Annotated in this window: 19 protein-coding genes; 13 read left to right on the top strand and 6 right to left on the bottom strand. The window is 59.2% G+C overall.

The window, feature by feature from the left end; all coding sequences use genetic code 11:
- The first annotated feature begins 280 nt into the window (after window positions 1-280).
- The 4 genes from ACE6ED_RS17090 (at window position 281) to ACE6ED_RS17075 (ending at window position 3,504) form a co-directional block, all read left to right on the top strand.
- Complete coding sequence (locus ACE6ED_RS17090; RefSeq protein ID WP_410828417.1) at window positions 281-1,408, top strand: sulfate ABC transporter substrate-binding protein; 1,128 nt, start codon at window positions 281-283, stop codon at window positions 1,406-1,408.
- A gap of 32 nt (window positions 1,409-1,440) precedes the next feature.
- Window positions 1,441-2,283, top strand: coding sequence for a sulfate ABC transporter permease subunit CysT (cysT, locus tag ACE6ED_RS17085; protein WP_410828416.1), 843 nt, complete (start codon window positions 1,441-1,443; stop codon window positions 2,281-2,283).
- Window positions 2,284-2,343: 60 nt separating this feature from the next.
- A complete protein-coding gene (gene cysW / locus ACE6ED_RS17080; RefSeq protein WP_410828446.1) occupies window positions 2,344-3,186 on the top strand; it encodes a sulfate ABC transporter permease subunit CysW in 843 nt (280 codons plus the stop codon).
- 111 nt (window positions 3,187-3,297) lie between these two features.
- On the top strand, window positions 3,298-3,504 hold the full coding sequence (locus tag ACE6ED_RS17075; RefSeq protein ID WP_410828415.1) for a YezD family protein: 207 nt from the start codon (window positions 3,298-3,300) through the stop codon (window positions 3,502-3,504).
- A 37-nt stretch (window positions 3,505-3,541) separates the two neighbouring features.
- Here the strand turns inward: ACE6ED_RS17075 and ACE6ED_RS17070 are convergent, their stop codons facing one another.
- Window positions 3,542-4,450 carry a hypothetical protein gene (locus ACE6ED_RS17070; RefSeq protein WP_410828414.1) on the bottom strand — a complete coding sequence of 303 codons (909 nt, stop codon included), beginning with the start codon at window positions 4,448-4,450 and terminating at the stop codon, window positions 3,542-3,544.
- A 276-nt stretch (window positions 4,451-4,726) separates the two neighbouring features.
- Window positions 4,727-5,053, bottom strand: coding sequence for a hypothetical protein (locus ACE6ED_RS17065; protein WP_410828413.1), 327 nt, complete (start codon window positions 5,051-5,053; stop codon window positions 4,727-4,729).
- A 289-nt stretch (window positions 5,054-5,342) separates the two neighbouring features.
- On the opposite strand from ACE6ED_RS17065, the gene ACE6ED_RS17060 reads away from it, so the two are divergent.
- From ACE6ED_RS17060 to ACE6ED_RS17050, 3 genes are all read left to right on the top strand, one after another.
- Window positions 5,343-6,554, top strand: coding sequence for a threonine synthase (locus ACE6ED_RS17060; protein ID WP_410828412.1), 1,212 nt, complete (start codon window positions 5,343-5,345; stop codon window positions 6,552-6,554).
- Window positions 6,555-6,820: 266 nt separating this feature from the next.
- A complete protein-coding gene (locus tag ACE6ED_RS17055) occupies window positions 6,821-7,453 on the top strand; it encodes an NAD(P)-dependent oxidoreductase (protein WP_410828411.1) in 633 nt (210 codons plus the stop codon).
- A gap of 100 nt (window positions 7,454-7,553) precedes the next feature.
- Window positions 7,554-9,377, top strand: coding sequence for an NAD(P)H-hydrate dehydratase (locus tag ACE6ED_RS17050; protein ID WP_410828410.1), 1,824 nt, complete (start codon window positions 7,554-7,556; stop codon window positions 9,375-9,377).
- A gap of 106 nt (window positions 9,378-9,483) precedes the next feature.
- On the opposite strand, the gene ACE6ED_RS17045 is transcribed toward ACE6ED_RS17050, so the two are convergent.
- Both ACE6ED_RS17045 and ACE6ED_RS17040 read right to left on the bottom strand, forming a co-directional pair.
- Complete coding sequence (locus tag ACE6ED_RS17045; RefSeq protein WP_410828409.1) at window positions 9,484-9,945, bottom strand: hypothetical protein; 462 nt, start codon at window positions 9,943-9,945, stop codon at window positions 9,484-9,486.
- Between the two features lie 51 nt (window positions 9,946-9,996).
- On the bottom strand, window positions 9,997-10,896 hold the full coding sequence (locus tag ACE6ED_RS17040; RefSeq protein WP_410828445.1) for an SDR family oxidoreductase: 900 nt from the start codon (window positions 10,894-10,896) through the stop codon (window positions 9,997-9,999).
- A 151-nt stretch (window positions 10,897-11,047) separates the two neighbouring features.
- Here ACE6ED_RS17040 and ACE6ED_RS17035 point away from each other — a divergent pair, with 151 nt between their 5' ends.
- The 3 genes from ACE6ED_RS17035 to sdaAA all read left to right on the top strand — a co-directional run bounded on the left by ACE6ED_RS17035 (window position 11,048) and on the right by sdaAA (window position 13,221).
- Complete coding sequence (locus ACE6ED_RS17035; protein WP_410828408.1) at window positions 11,048-11,464, top strand: GNAT family N-acetyltransferase; 417 nt, start codon at window positions 11,048-11,050, stop codon at window positions 11,462-11,464.
- 186 nt (window positions 11,465-11,650) lie between these two features.
- A complete protein-coding gene (sdaAB, locus tag ACE6ED_RS17030; RefSeq protein WP_410828407.1) occupies window positions 11,651-12,349 on the top strand; it encodes an L-serine ammonia-lyase, iron-sulfur-dependent subunit beta in 699 nt (232 codons plus the stop codon).
- Window positions 12,346-13,221 carry an L-serine ammonia-lyase, iron-sulfur-dependent, subunit alpha gene (gene sdaAA / locus ACE6ED_RS17025; protein ID WP_410828406.1) on the top strand — a complete coding sequence of 292 codons (876 nt, stop codon included), beginning with the start codon at window positions 12,346-12,348 and terminating at the stop codon, window positions 13,219-13,221. Before sdaAB ends, sdaAA begins: the two co-directional genes overlap by 4 nt.
- A 45-nt stretch (window positions 13,222-13,266) precedes the next feature.
- Here sdaAA and ACE6ED_RS17020 read toward each other — a convergent pair whose 3' ends face one another.
- Window positions 13,267-13,569, bottom strand: a complete 303-nt coding sequence (locus tag ACE6ED_RS17020; RefSeq protein WP_410828405.1) for a hypothetical protein — start codon at window positions 13,567-13,569, stop codon at window positions 13,267-13,269.
- Between the two features lie 72 nt (window positions 13,570-13,641).
- On the opposite strand from ACE6ED_RS17020, the gene ACE6ED_RS17015 reads away from it, so the two are divergent.
- The gene (locus tag ACE6ED_RS17015; RefSeq protein WP_410828404.1) at window positions 13,642-13,839 is read left to right on the top strand and encodes a YwbE family protein; all 198 of its coding nucleotides are present in this window, start codon (window positions 13,642-13,644) and stop codon (window positions 13,837-13,839) included.
- Here the strand turns inward: ACE6ED_RS17015 and ACE6ED_RS17010 are convergent.
- Window positions 13,834-15,099, bottom strand: a complete 1,266-nt coding sequence (locus tag ACE6ED_RS17010; RefSeq protein WP_410828403.1) for an HNH endonuclease — start codon at window positions 15,097-15,099, stop codon at window positions 13,834-13,836. The two genes, ACE6ED_RS17015 and ACE6ED_RS17010, sit on opposite strands and share 6 nt — an antisense overlap.
- A 358-nt stretch (window positions 15,100-15,457) precedes the next feature.
- Here ACE6ED_RS17010 and ACE6ED_RS17005 point away from each other — a divergent pair, with 358 nt between their 5' ends.
- Window positions 15,458-15,964 carry a hypothetical protein gene (locus ACE6ED_RS17005; protein ID WP_410828402.1) on the top strand — a complete coding sequence of 169 codons (507 nt, stop codon included), beginning with the start codon at window positions 15,458-15,460 and terminating at the stop codon, window positions 15,962-15,964.
- Window positions 15,965-16,111: 147 nt separating this feature from the next.
- A complete protein-coding gene (locus tag ACE6ED_RS17000) occupies window positions 16,112-17,137 on the top strand; it encodes a LacI family DNA-binding transcriptional regulator (protein WP_410828401.1) in 1,026 nt (341 codons plus the stop codon).
- Window positions 17,138-17,383 lie beyond the last annotated feature (246 nt).

Here is a 17,383-nt window from a genome sequence, read left to right as displayed (position 1 = left end):
CGGGTAAGCTGTGCCTATGCATGGTCTTGATGAGACTATTTTTTTGCTTTTTTTCACCAAAAAAGGTTTGACAGACTGGGCTAGCATCCTTATGATGTCAATATAACCTACTAATTAGGTAGGAATAATAAAATATGTTCTTACCGTACAGACGGAGGAACGCCGCAAAACATGCCAGGGGAGAAAGAAGCCTATTGGTTCGGCATGCTGTGTGCGTTTTTCCGTCTTTTTGCGTACGGCGGATGCAAAATGATCTTACATTTTGGGGGAGTGACCGGAAATGAGAAATCGGAACAAAATAAAACTGCGCGCGGCGGCTGGAATGCTGCTGATCCTGGCTTTGGGGCTCACGGCCTGCGGAAACGGGGGGAACAACGCGGGGGACGCTGGGACAAATGAAGCTGCTGCTAAACCCACAGAAGGTGCAGCAAGCACGGCGGAAACCTCCGCCTCCCCCGCAGCCGCCAAAGAGCCCGTTGAACTTCTGAATGTATCGTACGACCCGACTAGAGAATTGTATGAGAGCTACAATAAAGCATTTGCAGCCTACTGGGAACAAGAGCATGGTCAAAAGGTAACGGTCAAACAATCCCACGGCGGCTCCGGCAAGCAAAGCCGTTCCGTTATCGACGGGCTCGAAGCCGATGTAGTGACCTTAGCGCTCGGGTACGATATCGACGCGATCCAAAAAGCCGGTTTGATCAATGAAGGCTGGCAGTCCAAGTTTGAACATAACAGCTCGCCGTATACTTCCACTATCGTGTTTCTTGTCCGTAAAGGGAACCCGAAGGGGATCCAGGACTGGCCTGACCTGCTTAAGGAAGGTGTCGAAGTGATTACGCCGAACCCGAAGACTTCGGGCGGTGCGCGCTGGAATTACCTTGCCGCCTGGGGGTATGCGCTGGACCAAAACGGCAACGATGAGGCAAAGGCCCAGGAATTCGTAAAAGAGCTGTTTAAGCATGTGCCTGTCCTGGATACCGGCGCGCGGGGAGCAACGACGACTTTTGTTGAACGGGGAATCGGCGATGTGCTGATCGCTTGGGAAAACGAAGCTTATTTGTCGGTGGAGGAGCTGGGACCCGATAAATTTGAAATTGTGAATCCGTCCCAAAGTATTGTGGCGGAGCCGCCGGTGGCTGTTGTCGATAAAACGGTAGACAAACGGGGCACCCGGGAAGTTGCGGAGGCCTATCTGAAATACCTGTACAGCGAAGAAGGACAGCAGATTGCCGCGGACAATTATTATCGGCCGACACTGGAAGCGGTCCGGGAAAAGGTGAAAGACCGGTTCCCCGAAATCAAGCTGTTTACGCTGCAGGAGAAGTTCGGAACATGGGAAGAAACCCAGGAAAAGCACTTTAACGACGGCGGGATCTTTGACCAGATTTATGTGCCGGGAAGCTGAGACACGGTTAATGGAGAGGGGCGACGGGCGGGATGTCTACATCAACGGTTAGGAAATTGCCGCGCCAAAGCGGCGGCAGGCTGCCGGGATTCGGGCTTAGCATGGGCTACACCATTCTGTATTTGAGTCTCGTCGTGCTGATTCCGCTGTCGGCCCTCTTGTTTAACTCTACTGGGCTGACCTGGAGTACTTTCTGGGATACGGCGGTCCATCCCCGGGTGCTGGCCTCTTACCGGGTCAGTCTTACCACTGCGGCTGCTGCAGGGCTGATCGATACCTTTCTGGGACTGCTGCTGGCCTGGGTGCTGGTCCGTTATGATTTTCCCGGCAAAAAAATCGCCGATGCGCTCATCGACCTTCCGTTTGCTCTTCCAACCGCGGTTGCAGGCGTGTCCTTGACCGCCCTGTATTCCGCGAACGGATGGGTCGGTTCCCTGCTGGAGCCGCTTGGCATCAAGCTGGCGTTTACCCCGGCGGGAATCACGCTTGCGCTGATGTTCATCGGCATTCCGTTTGTCGTCCGGACGGTCCAGCCCGTGCTTCAGGAAATGGAGCAGGAGCTGGAAGAAGCGGCGGCGACGCTTGGCGCCCGTCCGCTGCGGATCTTCCGGTCGGTGGTGCTGCCGGGGCTGTATGCTCCGCTGCTGACCGGGTTTGCGCTCGCTTTTGCCAGAGGGATTGGAGAGTACGGGTCGGTCGTATTTATTTCAGGAAATATGCCGATGAGAACCGAAATCGCGCCTCTGCTCATCATGTCCAAGCTGGAACAGTTCGATTATGCCGGCGCAACCGCCGTAGCCCTGATGCTGCTGCTGATTTCGTTTGCGCTGCTGCTGCTGATCAATTTACTGCAGCGGAAGATCCGGCATTCGTGATTGCAGCTGTATAGATGAGGAATGAAGGAGGAGGAAATACCTATGGCTGGAACGATACCAATGCGGTCCGTAAGAACCCGGACTCCCGGTTCTCAGGCGGTCCGTGAATCGCATGCGGCCAAATGGGTTTTGATCGCTTTGGCGATGCTGGTTCTGTTGTGGCTCATTGTCCTGCCGCTGGCGGTGGTGCTGACCGAAGCGCTGAAAAAGGGCTGGGGCGTCTACCTTGCAGCGCTAACCGATCCGGATGCGCGGTCCGCGCTGCAGCTGACGCTGCTTACCGCCGCCATCACCGTGCCGCTGAATACGATATTTGGTGTGGCCGCCGCCTGGGCGGTCACCAAGTTCCGCTTTCGGGCGAAAGGACTGCTGCTGGCGCTGATTGATCTGCCTTTTGCCGTGTCGCCCGTAATTGGCGGTCTGATTTTTGTGCTGGTATTTGGGTCGCGGGGCTGGTTTGGTCCGTGGCTGGAGGCGCATGATATCAAAATTGTGTTTGCCCTCCCCGGCATTATACTCGCCACGCTGTTTGTTACATTTCCTTTTGTGGCCAGGGAGCTGATTCCGCTGATGGAGGAGCAGGGCACGCAGGAGGAAGAAGCCGCCATGACGCTGGGCGCCAGGGGGTGGCAGATGTTCTGGAAGGTTACGCTTCCCAACATCAAATGGGGACTGCTGTACGGCGTTGTGCTCTGCAATGCGCGGGCCATGGGCGAATTCGGAGCGGTGTCGGTCGTCTCGGGGCATATTCGCGGGGAGACCAACACGCTCCCGCTGCACGTTGAGATTTTGTACAATGAATACCAGTTCTCGGCTTCGTTTGCAGTCGCCTCTCTGCTGCTCATGCTGGCCGTCGCTACGATGATTCTAAAAAGCTGGTTTGCGGGCAAAAACAGCGATTGACAGGAGATTTCCAGTCGTGATAATTTAAAACCAAGTAATTTGGGTGGATAATAAGGATAAGTCTGCAGCTGCCGGTTATGTCTAACTAACCCAACATAAGGAGGCCGAAGTATGGCTAAGCCGCTGAAAGTGGATCAAGTATGGCTGGAGCGAATCGCAGGTCTGCTGGACAACATGGAGTTCGGATCACTGCAAATTGTCGTACATGAGGGGCAGATTGTACAGGTGGAGCGGACGGAACGGCGGCGTTTTCCGAACAGTCCGCTGGTCCGGGCGGAGGAAACGGAGCGCCCGGGCGGCGGCTCTAACGCGGTTTAAAGTTCAGCCGGTCTACCAGGCCTAAACAAGGCCAGATTCAGTCTTCTTCCCCCGGCTCATCGCTTCCGGCATAAGGGCGCTTGCGCCGGGAGGATTTGCCCGGTGTGAAGGCAAAACCGCTTCCAAAGAGTACGAGCTGTATGGGTAAAACGTATGGCGCTGGTGCTTCACCAAGGACATGCAGTACAGCAGAAGCTGCCATTAACAGGCACAGCACACGGCGAAAAGGCGTTAAAGACCGGCTGTTCTCCATAAGTAAACGGTAAAGCGAGAGAACCGATACGAGCAGACTTGCCCAGCGCAACCAGTAGTAGGCGGCCGGGATGCCTGGAGACTGGCCGGAATCCAGCGCTGTGTAGAGCTGCAGCGTAAACAGAATCACCGCTGCGGCCAATGCGACACTTACGCCAGGCCGGACCAGCAGCCAGAAGCCCTGCGCCCAGCCCGGCGCATCCAGCGAACGGACCAGCCGGCTCTGTTCCTCGCGCAGGCTTTCAATTTCCGTCTCCAAAGCCCGCCGTAAAGATAGGGGCGGACGCTGTACCGGCAGATCGCGGACGAAGGCTTCCAGGTGGTCCAGCAGATGGCGGCTCAGCCCGGGAGCCGACCGGCAGAGACCGGCCAGTCTAAGCAGCCGCCGTTCCTCCGCCGACCCGGAGGGAAGCGGGTCCGGCAGCGTGCCCAGTAGTCCAGACAGCAGGCATAAGGGTTCCAGCAGGCGGCGGACCCGTGCGAGCCGCTCCTGAACCGCATGCCTGCGGCGGGCGGCTGACCAGCCGTATAGTACAGCCGCCGCCGTACCTCCAATCCCCGCCAAGACTGCTTGCTGTGTATGGATTTCTGTTAGCAGTGATAAGGGCACCATGCTTCCTCCTCCGGACCAGTTATACGGGCGTTCCTCCGCCCTGCCTTCCTTCACTCCACGCCCCACTCCGCGCCCCTTCACACTGCGCTCCTCCGGCCTACTACTGACCGGCAGACAAACTGACCAATAGAACGACTAGACCGACAGATCGAACAGACCAGAGACTGATAGACCGACTGACAGACAGATCGAACAGACCAGAGACTGATAGATCGACAGACTGACAGATCGAACAGACCAGAGACTGATAGACCGACAGACCGACAGACTGACAGACCGACAGACCGACCAACAGATCGACAGACCAATAGATCAACAGATCAACAGATCGACAGACAGGCCGATAGATAAAGAGGGTTAGTACCGCGGAGGACGGCGTGAGACGACAATTCCTTCAAACAGCAGCACAAGAGCGGTTAATCCGTGCAGAAACCAGCCGAGAAACGGAATAAGCGCAAGCATCGAAGTGACAATCCCTGCTGCGTTTCCAATGACGGGACCTCTTTCCCTGTATACCACAAACAAAGTTACAAGGTGCAGCACAAAAGCTACCCCAAGCGGGGTCCAGGCATTGGCGACGATAAAAATGCCGCCTACAATCGGAAAAGCCAGAAACGCTTCATACGCAAAGGTAATCCACTTCAGCAGTTTGGCCAAAGGCGACATAAGCAAATCCCCTTTCAATATCGGCTTTCATCCTAACTATTCCACATCTTACTCCCCGATTCAAGCCTTCTTCCCTGTCCTAAGACGAATACAGCCAGAAAGTTTTGAAAAAGCCTACCTGACATATCTGTTTACTCTAACTTGAACTGTGCGTTACAATAACAACAATAAATCAATACCGCTGCTTGAAGCCCTTGCTCTGATCCTCGAATTCAGGCAGGGGCTTTCCGCCGTACAGCGGGGAAGCGTACATCAAGGCTTCTCACCGTAAGCCGCGGAAGCATCCACATCCATAGGGGGAATGATGATGTCTTTCAGCTACATCTCGCACTTAAGCTGCCCATCCTGCGGTGCGTCATACGATTACCGGGAGCTTCAGCAGCTGTGTGCCTGCGGTTCTCCTTTGCTTGTCCGCTACCGGCTGGACGATCTGCGGGCGGAGGTCACGCCTGAACAGATCAGCCGCAGAGAGCCGACGCTGTGGCGGTATCATGAACTGCTGCCTGTGGAACAGGAGCACTGTATCGTCTCGTTGGGTGAAGGGATGACACCGCTGCTCAAGCTGCTGTCGCTGGGCGCAAACATGTCAATTCCCCGCCTGTTTATGAAGGATGAAGGACTGCTGCCGGGCGGCAGCTTTAAATCACGCGGCGCAGCCGTCGGTGTATCCAAGGCTAAAGAGTTGGGCGTCCGGCGTTTTGCCATGCCCAGCAACGGGAATGCGGGGGCGGCCTGGGCAATGTACGCCGCCCGGGCAGGGATTGGCGCGACTATCGTGATGCCCCAGGATGCGCCGGCTATTACCCACAGTGAATGCATCGCCGCGGGGGCCGAGGTCTATTTGGTGGAAGGCCTCATCAGCGATGCGGGACGCCTTGTGCAGAGCCGGGTGGCGGAAACGGGGATTTACGATGCTTCCACGCTGAAAGAACCGTACCGGATCGAGGGGAAAAAGACTATGGGGCTGGAGCTGGCAGAACAGCTCGGGTGGAAGATGCCGGACGTCATCGTGTATCCGACCGGCGGTGGCGTGGGACTCATCGGAATTTACAAAGGGCTGCAAGAGCTGGTAGAGCTTGGCTGGCTGGAAGGGCCCCTTCCCCGCTTTGTAGCGGTGCAGGCCGAAGGCTGCGCGCCGATCGTCCGGGCTTGGGAGCAGCGGAAGCCTGTCTCGGAATTTTGGGAAGGGGCTGCGACAGCGGCATTTGGTATTAACGTGCCCAAAGCGCTGGGGGATTTTCTGGTATTGGAAGCCCTGTATGCCACCGAGGGGGTGGCGATTGCGGTTTCGGACCAGGATCTGCTGGAGGAGCTGCACCGGGCGGCACGGATGGAAGGCGCATTTGTCTGCCCGGAAGGCGCGGCTGCGCTGTCTGCGGCCCGGGTGCTGCGGGAGAACGGCTGGATCGAAGAAGAGGATACTGTCGTGGTGCTGAATACCGGGGCAGGACTGAAATATCCTGGCACAGTTACCGCACAGCCGCCGCTGATTCGCCGGGGAGAAGGGATTCCCGGGTGAGGATTTGACGGGAAGGGTGTGATTGCGAAAGAGGCGGCTGAGAAAGGCATGGCCGGTCAAGGGATCGGCCAGCTAAAGGACTGGAGCGGCGGACATGGCCGCTTCTTTTTTGTCGCTGCCGTCAGGTCTTAAGCCGAAGCTGAGATAGTAGGATCGGCCCCCAGCGGGCTTTTTTGCCGCGGCCGCGGTTTCGGCGGAGAGATATCGGATAAATTATGGGTGAGGGGCGGGCGACCGTCCACCCAACAGGAAAGCGAGGATGGGCGATGAAAATCGTATTGTTTGGTGGCTCCGGCATGATCGGCGGCCGGATTCTGGAGGAGGCGCTGCGGCGGGGACATGAGGTGACAGCTGCCCTGCGCAGCCCTGGCAAGCTTGAGCTCGAACACGGGAATTTGCAAAAGGTGACGGCGGATGTGCTGGACCCGAAGTCGGTTGAAGCCGCGGCAAAAGGACATGAAGCGGCGGTCAGCGCATTTGGTCCGCCGTTCGGGCGGGAGGAAGAGCTGCCGGAGTCGGCCCGTTCGCTGCTTGAAGGCGTTCGCGCCGCAGGGGCATCCCGGCTCCTTGTAATTGGCGGCGCCGGAAGCCTGCTGACAGAAAGCGGGGAGCGGCTGATGGATACAGTTGGGTTCCCGGCGGAAGTCCGGTCACTGGCGATGGCGCATGCCGACGCTTATGAAATTTACCGGAATTCTGATTTTGACTATACGTATGTAAGCCCTGCGGCGGTGATCGAACCTGGGCGCCGGACCGGCCAGTTCCGGATTGGGCTCGACCGGCTTGTGGTGGATGAGGACGGAAAAAGTGCGATCAGCGCGGAGGATTTTGCCGTGGCGGTGGTGGACGAACTGGAGGAACAGAATTTCAGCCGCGCCCGTTTCACGGTTGGTTATTGAAGCTGAGGCGGGGAGATGGGCCGTTTTTTGGCGGGAGATTGTAAAATAAAAACGGCAGCGGAAGAAACGGATGAGGGCCAGGACGGGAGGAGCAAAGGAAATGCATGTGGTAACTGCGGAGGAGATGCGGCGTCTGGATGCGGAGACGATCGAACGGATCGGGATTCCCGCCATTGCGTTGATGGAGAATGCAGGGAGAGCGATCGCTGAAGAAGTCATCGCCTTATGCCGGAGGCGGAACGCTGGCGGAGCAGTAACGGGCGCGTCAAGAGCGCCTGGAATGGCAGGAGAACCGGGAGTGGCAGGAGCACAGGGAGTCGCAGGAGTGCAGATAAGGCCAGGGGAATCTGGGGCAGAAGGCGTGTCGGGAGTGCCGGGCTGGGGTTGGTCACCAGATGGGAACGGCAACCGCGGCAATGGCTTTCCAGCCTTGGGTTCGCCCTTGATCTGCGGCGATTCGGGCGAGCGCCCGAACCCTGCGTACGTGAGCGGCGATTATGGCATCAGCGGCGACCGTGCGCTGATGCTCGAACGCCCTGAGGGCGAGCATTGGCTCATCCTCGCCGGCAAGGGCAACAACGGCGGCGACGGCATCGCCGCCGCCCGGTATTTGCGCGAGGCGGGCGTCGCCGCCACGCTGGTGTACGCTTCGCCGCCGGAGACGCTCGGCGGCGAAGCCGCGCGGCAGCGGGACGCCGCCGCCGCGCTTGGGCTGCCGGCCGTCGTGTACGGCCGGGACGCGGTGGACTTCGGCGCGTGCACCGGCATCGTCGACGCGCTGCTTGGCACCGGCTCGGCCGGCGCCCCCCGGGGCGCTTACGCGGAGCTGATCGAGGCCGCCGTGCAGAGCGGCCGGCCGATTGTTGCCGCCGACATTCCGAGCGGCCTTGATGCCGATACCGGAGCGGTCCATACCCCCTGCATCCGGGCGGACGTGACGGTCTGCCTCGCTTTTTTGAAGCGGGGCTTAATGCAGTTCCCCGGCGCTGCGTATGCCGGGCGGGTGGCCGTCCGCTCCATCGGGATTCCGGTCTCCCTGGCGGACGCGGCCGAAATCCGCACCTGGTGGCTGACGCCCGGGGTGCTCCGTACGCGGCTCGGCGTAGACCCCCTGCGCCGGCGCTCTCCCGACGGGCACAAGGGCACCTACGGCCACGTATTAATGGCCGCCGGCAGCCTGCCGATGAGCGGCGCAGGCCTGCTCTCGTCCCGGTCCGCGCTGCGCGCAGGCAGCGGGCTGGTCACCTGGGCCGTCCCGGGTGCCCTGCTGCCTCACGCCGTGGGTGCGGCGCCCGAAATCATGCTGGCCGATGCGGGCGGAGCGGCCGGCAGGTGGACGCTGGATACGGCGGATACCGTGGTCCGTCTGGCGGAGCAGCGGGATGTGCTTGGCATCGGGCCGGGCCTTGGGCGCTTTGAGGGAGATACGGCGTGGCTGCGCTCCATCTGGGAGCGGACAGAGGGTCCGCTGGTCGTCGACGCGGACGCGCTTAACATGCTGGCCGATGCGGACGGCGGGCGGGATTGGCAGCCCCGGTCCGGCGTTGTATTGACGCCTCATCCCGGCGAGATGGCGCGCCTGGCCGGCTTGTCCACACCGGAGGTGCAGCGCGACCGCATCGGGCTGGCGCGGAATTACGCCGCCGGGCGAGGCGTCACGCTGGTGCTGAAAGGGGCGCATACGGTAGTGGCCACCCCTGAAGGTGAGGTCTACATTAACACGACCGGCCATCCGGGCATGGCGACAGGCGGGTCGGGCGATGTGCTGACCGGCCTGATCTGCGGGCTGCTGGCCCAAGGGCTGAAGCCCGCCCAGGCTGCGGCGTTTGGCGTCTACCTCCATGGACTTGCAGGAGAACGCGCCGCGGCACGCCGGAACTGCCCGGCATCGCTGATCGCCGGGGATCTGATTGATGCGCTGTAACCGCAGATCTTGCAACCGCAGATCCTGCAACCGCAGATCCTGCAACCCTTATCTGAACAGCCTTCCCCATAACGGCCTTTTCCGGATCTGCCCCGGGGACCTGCAGTTATCCTAATCCGGGCAGCAGGAAGATCAACGGTACAACAAAAGCAAAAACAGGCAGCAGAGCGGGCACACGTTCACAAGCGGATTGGGCCAGCAAAAAGACCAGCAGCACCAGGACGCCCGCGGCCGCGCAGACCCATGCTTCCCCGCCCTGTTCGGCTGCAAGCCATAGGCCGGCACCCAGTCCGCATAAGGGATAAGCGGAGATGGCGGCAAGAACAGGACGGGCGGGCAGCAGCTTCTGCAGGGCGTCCGCGACAAGCGAAGCAACCAGCCCATAAGCGTAGACGGCATGAGCCGGAGTAACCGGCCAGCCTTCGGGAATGCCGCCGCTGCTCGGCAGGCCAAGTGTGGCCAAAGACAGCAGCAGCAGCGTAATTCCGGCCCCGGCCAGTTTGCCGAGCGCGTAAATGCCTGCCGACAGACGGACGGAGGAGATACCTTCATATTTCAGCTTGCTCATGGACTATTCAGCTCCTTTCGGGATCAGGACGGCGGACGGCGGGCGTGGAGCTTAGCTTGTTGTGAGGTCTCCTCCGTTAACGTGGATGGACGCCCCGGTCACGTAGGTTGACTCCGGCCCGGCAAGGTAAACGTAAGCGCCTGCCAGCTCATAAGGCTGGGCTGCTCTGCCTATAGGCGTATCTGTTCCAAATACGCTGACCTCATCGGCAGTGAAGGTGGCGGGGATCAGCGGTGTCCATACCGGCCCCGGCGATACGCTGTTGACCCGAATGCCCTCACCGGCCAGGGACAATGCGAGCGAACGGGTGAAGGATACGATGGCACCTTTGGTCGAGGAATAATCGATCAGTTTTTTGTCTCCTTGGTAGGCCGTAATCGAGGCGGTATTAATTACGGAAGCGCCCTTTTTTAAATAAGGCAATGCGGCTTGTGTCATAAAAAAGAACGACAAAATGTTGGTGCAGAACGTATCCGTCAGCTGTTCCTCGGTAATATCCAGCAGGCTGCTCTGAGGGTATTGCACCGCATGGTTGTTCACAAGAATATCGAGTTTGCCGAACGTCTGGAGCGTGTGCCTGACTACAGCTTCGCAGTTCGTCTTATGCCGGAGATCGCCCTCCAGCCGCAGGCAGCGGCGCCCGTACGCCTGGACGAGGCGGGCTGTCTCTTCAGCGTCCTCTCTTTCGTTAAGATAGGCGATGGCTACATCGGCGCCTTCCTTCGCAAACGCGATGGCGACCGCCCGTCCAATCCCGCTGTCGCCTCCGGTAATCAGCGCGTATTTGCCGCGCAGCCTGCCGCCGCCCGGAACCGCAGGGTTGTCGCTGATCGGCTGCGGCCGCATCAGATATTCCAGTCCCGGCTGCCGGTCCTGATGCTGCGGGGGGAAAGCTAAAGGCTGCTCCCGGCAGACGGTACGGCTCCCGATATACGGGTATGTGGGTTCAATCAAATCAATGCCCTCCTTGGTTATCCTGTATTTACTCTATGCATTCGCCCAGCAATGCGTGCGCATGAAGCGGCTCTTGCGGCAGGACGGGGTTGGTAGTACATTGAGAACGGGATGGATGTGTTTTTGCAAAGGAGCGGCAGATCGCAAGATGGAATATAGAGAAATGACTTTGGAAGATTATGAAGCGGCTTACTGGCTGTGGGAAAGCTGCGGCGGGGTTGTCTTGAGCGAAGCGGACAGCCGTGAAGAAATTGCGGCTTATCTGAAACGGAATCCGGGCTGCAGCCGGGTATGTCTGGACGGCGATGGCGCCCTTATCGGGACGGCGCTGTGCGGGCATGACGGCCGGCGCGGTTTTTTATATCATGTGGCGGTTGGCGAAGCGCACCGGGGACAGGGAATCGGACGGGAACTGGCTGCCCGGTGCCTTGAAACGCTGCGCGGACAGGGGATTGCCAAATGCCATATCATGGTGGCGCCTGGGAATGAATCGGGCCGGCGGTTTTGGGAAGCGGCCGGCTGGGAATACCGGAACGGAATTGCGCTGTATTCCCGTACAACGTAAGGATGTGCGCTGTATTCCTGTGCAATTTAAGTGGATTTTGCAGTAATCCCGTACGGTATGGAGGAATGGACTACACTGTTCTCCCGGATGGCGCAAGTTGTCGGGAAGAGCTGTTTATACTAGGTCCATTGAGGATTGGAGAAACGGCAGGGAAGTTAGACAGACGGAAAGCGGGGACGCGTTTGCATGCGATTTAAAGATGTATTTTCCATTATCGGCCCGGCGATGGTCGGCCCTTCAAGCTCGCATACAGCCGGTGCGGCCCGGATCGGGAGAGCGGCCCGGCAGCTGCTGGGCGAGATGCCGCGGGAAGCTGAGGTGACGTTTTTCGGCTCATTTGCGGCAACCTATCAGGGTCACGGCACCGATGTGGCGATTGCAGGAGGACTGCTGAATTATACAACTGACGACCGGAGACTGCCAAATTCTATCGAACAGGCGGAGGCCGCGGGCATGAAAATTGTGTTCGGGGTCGGAACGGGGTTGTTCCCCCATCCGAATACGGCGCGGCTCCGGCTGGCAGGAAGTAAAGGGGAGCTTACCTTGACGGGCATCTCCATCGGCGGAGGGAATATTGAGATTGTGGATATCGACGGGTTCAGCGTGAAGCTGTCCGGCGTATATCCGGCGGTGCTGATTCATCATATGGACTGGCTGGGCGTCCTGGCGAACGTCACGGAGGTGATCCGCCGCGGCAAACTCAACATCGGCCATATGTCGCTTGACCGCAAGCATCGCAGCGGCGCCGCTTTGACCGTGCTTGAGCTGGACGAGCCGGCATCGCCGGAGCTGATCCGGTCCTTGGAAGAGCTGCCGGCCGTCAAAAGCGTCAAACGGATTGATCTGAATGCGGGACCGGAGGAAGAAGGGAAGGGTGACGAATGAATTTTTCAACTTTAAGTGAACTTGTGCTGCTGTGCGAGGAACGCGGCCTGGGGATCGGTGAATTAATGCTCGAAGAGCAGAGCGCGGAGTCGGGGCGTTCCAAAGAAAGCGAATTTGCAAAAATGGCGGATTACTACGAGGTTATGAAGGAGGCGGTGGAGCGGGGACTGCATGAGGATACGACCTCACGCAGCGGGCTGACGGGTCTTGACGCACAGCGGGTTGCCGCCTACAATACGGCGGACGAGTCGTGCCTGGGAAGCGGTGCGGGAGAAGCGCTTGCTTATGCGCTCGCCGTCTCGGAAGTGAACGCCTCCATGGGGCGGATAATTGCTACGCCTACAGCGGGGTCGTGCGGCATTATCCCGGGCGTGTTCCTCAGCTGCCAAAAGCGTTTTGGCTGGGACGATCACACGATGGTGTACGGGCTGTTTGCGGCGGGCGCGATCGGGTATGTCATCGCCAACAATTCGTTTGTTTCCGGAGCGGAAGGCGGCTGCCAGGCGGAGGTTGGCTCGGCAATCGGTATGGCGGCGGGTGCGCTGACTGAGCTGCGCGGCGGTACACCGGCGCAGGCGGTACACGCGGTTGGGCTGGCGCTCAAAAATACGCTTGGTCTCATCTGCGATCCGGTCGGCGGGCTGGTGGAGATCCCCTGCATCGTCCGCAACGGCTTCGGCGCGGTGACGGCGCTTGCGGCGGCCGATATGGCGCTGGCCGGAGTGCGCAGCGTAATCCCGTCGGACGAAGTGATTAAAGTGATGCTGGAGGTGGGCTCGTCCATGCCCGAGAAGCACCGCGAGACGGCGGGTGGCGGGTTGGCGCAGACGCCTACCGGACGCAAGATTATGGAAGACCTGCGCAAGAAATAAAAGAAGACAGTCTTGGCGGAGTTTATTTTAGCCGGCCAAGCTGCCTTAACGGATATTGAACCGCCGCATCTGGTCGGTCAGCCCTTCACGCCGCAAAATATCGGCCTGCTTGGGGCCAAGCAGATCAAAATGGGGAAACGGCGGACGGTGGTGAATATATTCCGGCGGCAGTCCGTTCTGCCGGCACCACGCTTCCAGCCGCCCGAGATCCGAGCAGCCAACTTTGGTAACGGTGGTCACCCCCGGGAAGCGGGGATCAAGCCAGTAATGGGTCAAAAAGGCAATTTTGCCTGCTGTAACGGCTTGTTTCCACGCCGAAAGTTCTTCTCTGGAGATGCCAAAAGCCATAACAATTCAGTCCTGTCTTCAAAATAGATGCAAAAGCAAAAGCGTTAGAACTGCATAAAGGAGGTGCGCCTAATGGATGGCAGCATAAGAGCGAATATCCGTCCCGGTATCGAAGTTGATATCGTCCTGAAACAAGATCAGCCGACCGGCAAGCTGACCCGGGGCAGGGTAAAGGACATTTTGACCAATTCGCCCAAGCACCCGCATGGCATCAAGGTTCGTTTAACGGACGGCCAAGTGGGCCGGGTAAAAACGATTATTTCGTCATAACCGGCTTCGGCCCATGAACTCGTCCACATCCTGGTCCGCTTTGGTCTGGTTGCATAGATTGCATGCACAGACACAGTTCACGGGCGTTGTATGCCCGCCTTTGGCGCGGGGCAGCAGGTGGTCGATCGTGTCGCCGTACAGGCCGCAAAAATAGCAGGTATACCGGTCCCGCTGCAAAATGTAGCGCCGGAATTCCTTGTTCCCAAACAGGCGGCGGATGGTGTGGCGGTTAACGACGACCGCCGCATGTTCCCGCACAAGGATCGCTGCCAGCTCGGGATCAATTTCCTGGTGCCAGCGGCGGCCTTTGTCGGTAATGCCGCGCATCCGGATCGTTCCCTGCGGCAGCGGGACGAGCGCCGAAACGTCGCCCGGGTCGGGCTTTGGCCAGCTCTTCATCGGCCGCCCGCGGCGGGAGTCGCCCGTTCGGCCTGCTTTTGCGTCGGCAGTCCGGGCGGGTTTCGCTTCGGCCGCCGCCGACCGCGCGGGCTTGGCCTTGGCCGCCCGAGCAGGCCCCGCGGCGTTTGGCTGCGCCGGCGCTGCCGCCGCTTGGGCGAGCTTGGCCCCGGCTGGCGCCGCCCGCCCGGCGCCCTTGGCAGCGCCCGCCTGCCCGGGCTGTGCGGCCGCCGCCTGGGACGGCTTCGCCTCGCCCGGTCCAGGCGGCAGGGCTGCCGGCGTCTGCTGCGCGCCGAGCCGCTTGGACCGCCGGCGGCGCTTCTTCGGCGCCGGGCCTTCGCCCGCTGGAGCCGCCGCGGCTTCCGCTGTCCAGGCGAGCTTGGCCTCGGCTGGCGCCGTCCGTCCGGCGCTCTTGGCACCGCCCGCCTGCCCGGGCTGTGCGAGCGCCGCCAGGGGCGGCTTCGCCTCGCCCGGTCCAGGCGGCAGGGCGGCCGGCGTCTGCTGCGCGCCGCGCCGCTTGGACCGCCGACGGCGTTTCTTCGGCGCCGGGCGTTCGCCCGCTGGCGCCGCCGCGGCCACCATGACCGGACCGTGCTCCGGCGGCGACAGCGGCGCTGTCAGCAGCACGGGAGCGGCCGGCTCCGCGTTGCGCAGCTTGCGGCAGTCCCGGCAGGCGCCCCGCCGGGACTGCGATTTGGAGCGCTTACCGGTCCGGCGGCGGAATTCCGTCAGCGGCTTCGCCTGTCCGCAGTAAGCACATATTTTGGTTAATGGCTGATGGGTAACGGTCATAAGACTGGCCGAAGCGTGCCTCGGGAGGCCGTCCGGTTTCACCTCAACTTTTATATAGGATAGAGAACGCATAAGTTCATAAGCATAAGAAAAACCAAACCGATATTTAGGCTGCGCCGAATGCGCCGGTTTTCCTGAACAGTCGCTTAGCTGGATGCTTAAATTAAGCCAAGGCTTCGTTTCGGTTAACCGGGCAGGCTGGTACGCGAATCTTCAACCAAATGGGGTAAACATCCGAATGGTGCAAAAACTGCTAATCTAAGTATAACGTAAATCCCGGCGTTTCACACAGATTGCGAATTCTCCCGCCCGCTTGTGACAAGAGTCCTCGTAGATCTGCTTGAGTTTCCCTTAATATAAACGTTAAACGTCTGGCATCCCCGTTAACCAAGGCAGCAGGGGGAAGCTATGCTTAGGGAGAGGATGCGAAGTGGCGGGCAAGCTCCAGGATTTGAAGGCAGGCATGGAAAAAGAAAGAGGCGTCGCGCGGCGGCCGGGGATGGTATACGGCCTGTTTGGCCTGCTCGTTTTTTTGGGAATCGGCGCCGTTGCAGGCGGACTCCTGCTTATTATGAATCCGGACGGCAAATCCATGGGTATGCCGACAACAATTATGCAGCGCGCTCTTTTTAACGATTACCGGATACCTGGCGTACTGCTGTTTCTCGTCTTTGGCGTTCTTCCGTTGGCGGTGGCGTACAGCCTGCTTAAGCGGCCCGATTGGAGATTGTTCGACCGGTTGAACCCGTTTAAAGAGCTTCACAGCGCCTGGGCCTGGAGCCTGTATATCGGATTTGGGCAGATTATCTGGATTACGGTTCAGACTTATGTGCTCAATGCCGTAGGGGTGGTGCATCTTTTTTATATCGCCTTGGGGTTGGCTATTCAGGCAGTTACACTTCTTCCTGCGGTTCGCGGGTACTGTAAGCGGAATTGATGGCCATGCCGGACAGTTCAAGGTGCAAAAAGAAGGCGGAGGGAAAGCAGGAACCGGAAGAACCAGGTTTGACGGTTTCGGGGAAAATAGGTAGAATGGCAGTGAATCGAAAGCGGTTCAGATTGTGTGCGTACGGGGGGTGCCGGGTTGACAACTATATACGATATCGCCAAACGAACCGGCTATTCGCCGACCACGGTATCCAAAGCGTTTAATAATTATTCGGATGTCAGAGCAAAGACCCGGGAGGAAATCCTCGAAGCGGCCCGGGAGATGGGGTACGTGCCCAACGCGCATGCCCGCACGCTGACAACAAAAAAATCCTGGACCATCGGCGTACTGTTTGTTGAGAACACAGGGGTCGGTATCCGGCATCCGTTTTTCAGCGCCGTTATCGAGAGCTTCAAACGGGTGGCGGTCGACAAAGGTTATGCGCTGATGTTTATTTCAAAGGACGTAGGCGGACGCCAAAGCGGCTACCTGGAGAACTGCCGGATTCGCGGCGTTGACGGGGTGATGGTCTTTTTGTCCGATTACGATGATCCGTATTTTCAGGAGCTTCTGGACAGCGACATTCCCTGCGTGATTTTTGACTACGAGACCGCCAAGGCGCATACGGTCTGCTCCGACAACAGGCAAGGCGCTCTTCTTGCGACGGAATATTTACTATCGCTGGGTCATACGAAGATAGCCCATATCTCGGGCGGAACCAACACGTTTGCGGGCAGCGGGCGCCAGGCGGGGTATGAAGAAGCGCTCAACCGCAAGGGACTGCCAGTCCGGGACGAATATATGGTTACAGGCGGTTTTTATACCTTTGAGGGCGGATACGATGCTATGCGCCGGCTGCTGGCTCTGGAGGACCCGCCTACGGCTGTGTTTGCTTCCGGCGACATGCTGGCTCTGGGGGCGATGACGGCCGCCGCGGACAGCGGACTTACCGTTCCCGCCGATCTGTCGGTGGTTGGTTACGACGATATCGAACTGGCCCGCTATCTGGTCCCGGCGTTGACGACGGTGCGCCAGGACACGGAGCTGTTGGGTGCCGAAGCGGCTGGGATTCTTATCAGTGCAATCGACGGCGTCCGGACGGCTAAGGAACAGCTGATGCTGCCCGCCGAACTTGTCGTTCGGAACTCATGCGCCGCTTTGACGTCTTCCCGGGGCAAGTGAACGCAGACACTCACTGAATAAGATCCCCTCCTAGCTGCCTCAGCAGTTCTTCTGAGGGAACCGGGAAGAAGGTAGCCGCGGGAAGCAGAAATAAGTTTTTCATAATAACCGCTAACCGCGGCTGGCCGGACCTATTGCGGGGACAATTTGATGCTGTTAGCTCATGGCATTTGGATGGCTGTAGCATTCTATATTTTTTTACCTATTTCCGAAACCGGTTTCGGAGATTTTCGCCATAACCTGCAG

The sequence above is a fragment of the Paenibacillus nanchangensis genome, assembly GCF_046543445.1.
GTDB lineage: Bacteria > Bacillota > Bacilli > Paenibacillales > Paenibacillaceae > Paenibacillus_AQ > Paenibacillus_AQ nanchangensis.
The sequence above is the reverse complement of the archived record's forward strand: the minus strand, read 5'-3'. Positions and strand labels throughout refer to the sequence as shown.

What these genes read in the sequence shown, in the direction of transcription:
- ACE6ED_RS17090 (WP_410828417.1), top strand. Translation starts at nt 281, where the DNA reads ATGAGAAATCGGAACAAAATAAAACTGCGCGCGGCGGCTGGAATGCTG.
- cysT (WP_410828416.1), top strand. Translation starts at nt 1,441, where the DNA reads ATGTCTACATCAACGGTTAGGAAATTGCCGCGCCAAAGCGGCGGCAGG.
- cysW (WP_410828446.1), top strand. Translation starts at nt 2,344, where the DNA reads ATGCGGTCCGTAAGAACCCGGACTCCCGGTTCTCAGGCGGTCCGTGAA.
- ACE6ED_RS17075 (WP_410828415.1), top strand. Translation starts at nt 3,298, where the DNA reads ATGGCTAAGCCGCTGAAAGTGGATCAAGTATGGCTGGAGCGAATCGCA.
- ACE6ED_RS17060 (WP_410828412.1), top strand. Translation starts at nt 5,343, where the DNA reads ATGTCTTTCAGCTACATCTCGCACTTAAGCTGCCCATCCTGCGGTGCG.
- ACE6ED_RS17055 (WP_410828411.1), top strand. Translation starts at nt 6,821, where the DNA reads ATGAAAATCGTATTGTTTGGTGGCTCCGGCATGATCGGCGGCCGGATT.
- ACE6ED_RS17050 (WP_410828410.1), top strand. Translation starts at nt 7,554, where the DNA reads ATGCATGTGGTAACTGCGGAGGAGATGCGGCGTCTGGATGCGGAGACG.
- ACE6ED_RS17045 (WP_410828409.1), bottom strand. Translation starts at nt 9,945, where the DNA reads ATGAGCAAGCTGAAATATGAAGGTATCTCCTCCGTCCGTCTGTCGGCA.
- ACE6ED_RS17035 (WP_410828408.1), top strand. Translation starts at nt 11,048, where the DNA reads ATGGAATATAGAGAAATGACTTTGGAAGATTATGAAGCGGCTTACTGG.
- sdaAB (WP_410828407.1), top strand. Translation starts at nt 11,651, where the DNA reads ATGCGATTTAAAGATGTATTTTCCATTATCGGCCCGGCGATGGTCGGC.
- sdaAA (WP_410828406.1), top strand. Translation starts at nt 12,346, where the DNA reads ATGAATTTTTCAACTTTAAGTGAACTTGTGCTGCTGTGCGAGGAACGC.
- ACE6ED_RS17020 (WP_410828405.1), bottom strand. Translation starts at nt 13,569, where the DNA reads ATGGCTTTTGGCATCTCCAGAGAAGAACTTTCGGCGTGGAAACAAGCC.
- ACE6ED_RS17015 (WP_410828404.1), top strand. Translation starts at nt 13,642, where the DNA reads ATGGATGGCAGCATAAGAGCGAATATCCGTCCCGGTATCGAAGTTGAT.
- ACE6ED_RS17010 (WP_410828403.1), bottom strand. Translation starts at nt 15,099, where the DNA reads ATGCGTTCTCTATCCTATATAAAAGTTGAGGTGAAACCGGACGGCCTC.